This window comes from Azotobacter beijerinckii (genome assembly GCF_900110885.1).
Taxonomy (GTDB): Bacteria; Pseudomonadota; Gammaproteobacteria; order Pseudomonadales; family Pseudomonadaceae; genus Azotobacter; species Azotobacter beijerinckii.
Window position 1 is genome coordinate 1 of sequence record NZ_FOFJ01000005.1, and the last position, 6,418, is coordinate 6,418.

Below are 6,418 nucleotides of genomic sequence, written 5' to 3' on the forward strand. Positions count from 1 at the left end.
GTGGGCGGCCGGGAAACGCGCGAGTGCCGCTATTTCCTGAGCTCGATCGGCGACCTGGAACGCTTTGCCGGCGTGGTGCGCGACCACTGGGCCATTGAGAACAGCCAGCACTGGGTGTTGGATGTGCAGTTTCGCGAGGATGCCAATCGCAGTCGCAAGGACCACTCGGCCAGCAACCTGGCCGTGATACGCCGTGCGGCACTGAACCTGATACGACAGAACGACAGCAGTCAACTGAGCATTGGCAGGCGGCGCATGCGGGCCTGCACCAATGCGCAGTACCGAACCCAACTGCTGTTTGGCCCGGATGCCTCATAGCGCGATTGCCCTGGGCGGTGTGCGCCTTTGCCATGGGCTGGCCGGACAGCGACTGGTAGAATTGCGTATTTTCACGAGGGCTCGAGCATGCACGACAGAGACCGCATGAGTGGCAGCGAAATCCGGGCGGGAGGCGGGCTGGCGCTGGTGTTCGCCTTTCGCATGCTGGGCATGTTCATGGTGCTGCCGGTGCTCGCCACCTATGGAATGGAACTGGCCGGTGCCACGCCGGCGTTGATCGGTCTGGCGATCGGTGCCTACGGGTTGACCCAGGCGGTGTTGCAGATTCCCGTCGGCATCCTCTCCGACCACATCGGTCGGCGGCCGGTGATCTATGTCGGCCTGCTGATCTTCGCCGCCGGCGCGGTGCTGGCGGCCAATGCCGACTCCATCTGGGGGGTCGTCGCCGGCCGCGTGCTGCAGGGAGCCGGGGCGATCTCGGCGGCGGTGATGGCGCTGCTCTCCGACCTGACTCGCGAGCAACACCGCACCAAGGCCATGGCCATGATCGGCATGAGCATCGGCCTGTCGTTCGCCGCGGCCATGGTGATCGGTCCGCTCTTGACCCGTGCCTTCGGCCTGTCCGGACTGTTCTGGGCGACCGCCGGCATGGCCCTGTTCGGCATCCTGATCGTTGCCGCGCTGGTACCGTTGGCGCCGCGGGCCCTGCAGCACCGTGAATCTGCGGTGGCGCGCCAGGCACTGGGCGCCACGCTGAGCCATCCCGATCTGCTGCGCCTGGATTTCGGTATCGGCGCGCTGCATGCGATCCTCATGGCCACCTTCGTGGCCCTGCCGCTGGCACTGGTGGAGCGGGGTGGCCTGCCCCGGGAAGAGCACTGGTGGGTCTACCTGGTCGCTCTGTTCGTAGGCTTCTTCGGTATGGTTCCGTTCATCTTCTATGCTGAAAAGAAGCGTCGGATGAAGCGGGTGTTCTGCGCGGCGGTGGCAGTCCTGCTGTTCTGCGAACTGTATTTCTGGCTGTTTGGCGGCAGCCTGGTGGCTCTGGTGCTGGGGGCGGTGGCGTTCTTCACCGCCTTCAACCTGCTGGAGGCGTCCCTGCCATCGCTGGTCAGCAAGGTTGCCCCGGCCGGCGGCAAGGGTACGGCGATGGGCGTGTATTCCACCAGTCAGTTCCTCGGCGCGGCACTGGGCGGCATCTTCGGCGGCTGGCTGTACCAGCAGGGTGGGCTGGGCGCGGTGTTCGTCGGCTGTGCGCTGCTCTGCGCCCTGTGGCTGGCGATTGCTGTTACCATGCGAGAACCTCCCTACGTGACCAGCCTGCGCTTGCCGCTGTCGCCCGCGGCCCTGCGCGATGCGGCCCTGCGCGAGCGTCTGCTGGCCGTGCCCGGAGTGGCAGATGCCGAGGTGGTGGCCGAGGAGGCCGCCCTCTATATCAAAGTGGATACCCAAAAACTGGACCGCACGTCCTTGGAGCGCCTGATCGAGCCGGCGCCGGCGGCGTGCTGAAGCCTAGGAGAACGTTATGGCCCGTGGGGTTAACAAAGTCATTCTGATCGGCAACGTCGGCGGCGACCCGGAAACCCGTTACCTGCCCAACGGCAATGCGGTCACCAACATCACCCTGGCCACCACCGACGCCTGGAAGGACAAGCAGACCGGCCAGCAGCAGGAGCGCACCGAATGGCACCGCGTGGTGTTCTTCGGCAAGCTCGCCGAGATTGCCGGCGAGTATCTGCGCAAGGGCTCGCAGTGCTACGTCGAGGGCCGCCTGCAGACCCGCAAGTGGCAGGGGCAGGATGGCCAGGATCGCTACACCACCGAGATCGTCGTCGACATGAACGGCACCCTGCAGCTGCTCGGCGGCCGTGGCGGCAGTGGCGACGACGCCCCGCGCGCGCCGCGTCCCCCGCGCGAACCGCAGCAGCAGGCCCAGGCCCCGCAGGCGCGTCCCGCTCCGCAGCAGGACCGGCAGCCGCCGGCGCCGGACTACGACAGCTTCGACGACGACATCCCTTTCTAGCGCGGCCTCCCCGTCTGCCGCACGGCAGGCGGGAACTCACTCTTCTAGGTGCCTCCGGACACTCCGCGGCGCCTCGGTCGGCGCGAAGCGCTCGGCATAGACGGCCGCTAGCCACTCGACGAAGACCTTGACCCGCGGCGACAACTGGCGGTGATAGGGATAGAGCACCGAGACCGGCAGGCCGGGGCTCGGCCAGTCCGCCAACACCTCCTCCAGCCTTCCGCTGCGCAGATGCTCCTCCACCCGGAAGCGCGGCACCTGGATCAGCCCGCAGCCGTTCAGCGCACAGGTGCTGTAGCACTCCGCGTCGTTGACCGAAATCCAGCCGCCCATCTCGAACTCCGCCACTTCGCCGTCGACCAGGAAGCTGAAGGGGTAGCGGATGTCGCGATTGCTGGAGAAGAAGCCCACCGCTTGGTGTGCCGACAGTTCGTCGGGCTGGGCGGGACGGCCATGCCGTTCCAGGTAGTCCGGGCTGGCGCAGACCACCTCCGGCATCAGCGCCAGGCGTCGCGCCACCAGCGAGGAGTCGCGCGGATTGCCGGCGCGGACCACGCAGTCGATGCCTTCGCCCACCAAGTCCACCAGGCGGTCGCCGCTGCTGATGGCCAGTTCGATCTGCGGGTAGCGGCGGTGGAACTCCTGGATGTGCGGCAGGATGATCAGGTTGGCATGGGCGCCATGCAGGTCCAGGCGCAGGGTGCCGCGCGGGTTGGCCATTGCACTGCTGAGGGAGGACTCGGCATCCTCCAGATCGCCGAGGATACGTTTGCAGCGCTCGTAGAAAGCCTGCCCGTCCAGTGTCGGGCGCACCTGACGGGTGGTGCGCTCCAGCAGTCGCGCGCCGAGCCGTTCCTCCAGAGTCTTGATGGCATGGGTGGCCGTGGCGCGGGGGATGTCCAGGGCGCCGGCTGCCCGGGTGAAGCTGCCCAGCTCGACGATGCGGGCGAAGAGCTGCAGGGTGTCGAATCTGTCCATGGGCACCGCAATTGTTAGGCCTTGTTGAATAATCCTGACAATTCCAGCGCATTTATCCAAGCAGACCCAGCGACCAGAATCACTTCCAACAGGGACGGCCTTCGTCGCCCCGTCATGCGGGAGTGAGATCATGCAGACAATCGACAAGGCGGCCATCGTGACCGGGGCCTCGCGCGGCATCGGCCGGGCCATCGCCCTTCGCCTGGCCCAGGATGGCTTCGTGATCGCCGTCAACTACGCCGGCAACCAGGCCTTGGCCGAGTCGCTGGTGTCAGAAGTCGTCGCCGGCGGCGGACGGGCCATCGCCGTGCGCGGCGATGTGGCCGAGCCGGCCGACATGGAGCACCTGTTCGCCAGGACGCGCGCAACCTTCGGGCGCATCGACGTGGTGGTCAACAGCGCCGGAATCATGCCCCGCCTGACGATTGCCGGCGGTGACCTCGAGCAGTTCGACCGGGTGCTGCGCACCAACTTGCGCGGTGCCTTCATCGTGCTTTCCCTGGCGGCCCACCAGGTGGAGCGCGGTGGGCGGATCATCGCCTTATCGACCAGCGCGATCGCCAAGTCCTTCCCCAGCTACGGCCCCTACATCGCCAGCAAGGCCGGCGTCGAGGGTTTGGTGCATGTGTTGGCCAACGAGCTGCGCGGGCACGAGATCAGTGTCAATGCCGTGGCTCCGGGGCCGGTCGCCACCGAGTTGTTCCTCGCCGGCAAGAGTGCGGAGCAGATCGATCAGCTGGCCAGGCTGTCACCGCTGGAACGTCTTGGCACGCTCGAGGACATCGCGGCGGTGGTGTCCTTCCTCGCCGGCCCGGACGGCGCCTGGATCAATTCCCAGGTGCTGCGCGCCAACGGTGGCTTCGCCTGAGTAAAGTGCTCAAGGCTGGGCGGCAACCGGTTGTTTGCCACTCTGATCTGCTCCGGCGCATGGCCTGCGCGGGCAGTAGTGACGCGCACCGTCGAAAGCCGCACAATACGTCCGATTGCCGGGAATGGTTTGACCATCTTGGCGCCGCTCACCGCAGATGACGGACCGTTTTCAGTCTCTCCATGCATTTATTACTTCTGCCAACCCAGGGTAGTCTCATCCCATGCATATGCGCCTGATGCTGCTGGGCGGTGGCAGCGCCTTGGGCCAGGCGCTGATCCATCTGGGGGCCGAGGCCGACATCAGCTTCTTGGCTCCCCGGCCGCCGGAGCAGGGCTGGGATTCGGCCAGCCTGACCCTTCTGCTCGACGAGACCCGCCCCGATGCGTTGGTCAATCTCGCCTACTACCACGACTGGTTCCAGGCCGAGACGCTCGACGCCACGCGCCTTGCCACCCAGGAGCGCGCGACCGAGCGTCTCGCCGCGCTTTGCCTGCATCATCAGATCATCCTGCTGCAGCCCTCCAGTTACCGGGTCTTCGATGGCGCACGCGCCACGGCCTACAGCGAGAAGGACGAGCCCATGCCGCTCGGGCTGCGTGGGCAGTCCCTGCTGCGCATCGAGCAGAGCGTGCGTTCGATCTGCCCCCGGCATGTGCTGCTGCGCTTCGGCTGGCTGTACGACGACAGTCCCGGCGGGCTGCTCGGGCGTTTCCTCCAGCGTGCGGAACGGGAAAGCGTGCTGGCGCTCGCCGACGACCGGCGCGGCAACCCGACGCCGGTGGACGATGCCGCGCGGGTGATGCTCGCTGTGCTGAAGCAGTTGGATTGCCGTGCACCGCTGTGGGGCACCTACCACTATGGCGGCCACGAGGCGACCACCGCGCTGGCATTCGGCCAGGCGATCCTCGGCGAGGCGCGCGTCCACCGTCGGCTGGTCGTCGAGGAGATTCAGGCCCGGCCGCATGGGGTGAGCCCGGACGCGACCGAAGAGCCGCAGCATGCGGTGCTATCCTGCAAGAAGGTTCTCAACACCTTCGGCATCAAGCCGCGCGCCTGGCGCGCCGGTTTGCCGAACCTGCTGGATCGCTATTATCGCCATGTCTGATCTGCCTGTTCTGATAACCGGGGGGGCCGGCTTCATTGGCTCGCATCTGGTCGATGCGCTGCTCGCCCAAGGGCATTCGGTGCGCGTGCTGGACAACCTGTCCAGCGGCACGCCGGACAATCTGCCGCTCGGCGACCCCCGCCTCGAACTGGTCGAGGGGGATGTCGCCGATGCCGCTCTGGTGCGGGAGGTCTTGGGCGGCTGTCGGGCTGTGGTCCATCTGGCGGCTGTGGCCTCGGTACAGGCTTCGGTGATCGACCCGGCAGGCACCCACCGGAGCAATTTCATCGGCACCCTGAGCGTCTGCGAGGCGATGCGCGAGCAGGGAGTCGGGCGCGTACTGTTCGCTTCCAGCGCGGCCGTCTACGGCAACAACGGAGAAGGCGAGGCGATCGACGAGGATACACCGAAGGCACCGCTCACCCCCTATGCGGCGGACAAGCTGGCCAGCGAGCATTATCTGGACTTCTATCGCCGCCAGCACGGGTTGGAGCCGGCGGTCTTTCGTTTCTTCAATATCTATGGGCCGCGCCAGGACCCTTCTTCGCCCTACTCGGGAGTGATCAGTATCTTCACCGAGCGCGCCGCGAAGCGCCTGCCCATCACCCTGTTCGGCGATGGCGAGCAGACCCGCGATTTCGTCTATGTCACCGATCTCGTCGGCGTGTTGCTGCAGGCTCTGGAGATGCCGCAAGTGCTGCCGGGAGCGGTGAACGTCGGATTGAATCGAAGCGTCAGCCTCAACCGGCTGCTCGAGGAGATCTCGCTGCTGTTCGGCGGTCTGCCGGAGGTGCGTCGGGAAGCCGCGCGTCCTGGCGATATTCGCCATTCGCGGGCGGACAACCGGCGGTTGCTGGCGCGTTATCAGGTGTCCGAGCCGACCCCGATGGCCGCTGGCCTAGCCCGTTTGCTGGGCGGCGTGCAGTCCTGAGAACTATCGCCTGGCGGTGACGATTTGGCCGCGCCAGCCGTATATGGACAAAAAGAAAAAGGCGCCGTGCAGGCGCCTTTTTCGTAGTGGACTCGTTCAGTACTTGTAGCCGAGGGAAACCATGTAAACCATGGGGTCGACGTCCACGTCGACGGAAACCTTGGTGCCGTTGAGGTGGGTGGTGGCCGTGGTGTTGATGTCGATGTAGCGAACCTGGGCGTTGAGGATGAG

Annotated in this window: 8 protein-coding genes; 6 read left to right on the top strand and 2 right to left on the bottom strand. The window is 66.2% G+C overall.

Annotated features, from left to right (window positions below; translation table 11 throughout):
* The 3 genes from BMY22_RS03670 to BMY22_RS03680 all read left to right on the top strand — a co-directional run.
* On the top strand, window positions 1-318 hold a 318-nt coding region (locus tag BMY22_RS03670), incomplete at its 5' end, for an ISAs1 family transposase (protein WP_167363694.1).
* 87 nt (window positions 319-405) lie between these two features.
* Entirely contained in the window at window positions 406-1,788 is a 1,383-nt protein-coding gene (locus BMY22_RS03675; RefSeq protein ID WP_090619672.1) for an MFS transporter, read from the top strand.
* 16 nt (window positions 1,789-1,804) lie between these two features.
* Window positions 1,805-2,302, top strand: a complete 498-nt coding sequence (locus BMY22_RS03680; RefSeq protein ID WP_090619674.1) for a single-stranded DNA-binding protein — start codon at window positions 1,805-1,807, stop codon at window positions 2,300-2,302.
* 36 nt (window positions 2,303-2,338) lie between these two features.
* Here BMY22_RS03680 and BMY22_RS03685 read toward each other — a convergent pair whose 3' ends face one another.
* Entirely contained in the window at window positions 2,339-3,280 is a 942-nt protein-coding gene (locus tag BMY22_RS03685) for a LysR family transcriptional regulator (RefSeq protein WP_090619676.1), read from the bottom strand.
* A 130-nt stretch (window positions 3,281-3,410) separates the two neighbouring features.
* Here BMY22_RS03685 and BMY22_RS03690 point away from each other — a divergent pair, with 130 nt between their 5' ends.
* From BMY22_RS03690 to BMY22_RS03700, 3 genes are all read left to right on the top strand, one after another.
* Complete coding sequence (locus tag BMY22_RS03690; RefSeq protein WP_090619678.1) at window positions 3,411-4,148, top strand: SDR family oxidoreductase; 738 nt, start codon at window positions 3,411-3,413, stop codon at window positions 4,146-4,148.
* 223 nt (window positions 4,149-4,371) lie between these two features.
* Window positions 4,372-5,256 carry a sugar nucleotide-binding protein gene (locus BMY22_RS03695; protein WP_090619679.1) on the top strand — a complete coding sequence of 295 codons (885 nt, stop codon included), beginning with the start codon at window positions 4,372-4,374 and terminating at the stop codon, window positions 5,254-5,256.
* A complete protein-coding gene (locus BMY22_RS03700; protein WP_090619681.1) occupies window positions 5,249-6,187 on the top strand; it encodes an NAD-dependent epimerase/dehydratase family protein in 939 nt (312 codons plus the stop codon). The genes BMY22_RS03695 and BMY22_RS03700 overlap by 8 nt, the downstream gene beginning before the upstream one ends.
* Window positions 6,188-6,283: 96 nt before the next feature.
* On the opposite strand, the gene BMY22_RS03705 is transcribed toward BMY22_RS03700, so the two are convergent.
* Window positions 6,284-6,418, bottom strand: a 135-nt coding sequence (locus BMY22_RS03705; RefSeq protein ID WP_279626343.1) for an OmpW family outer membrane protein, incomplete at its 5' end; no start/stop codon positions are given.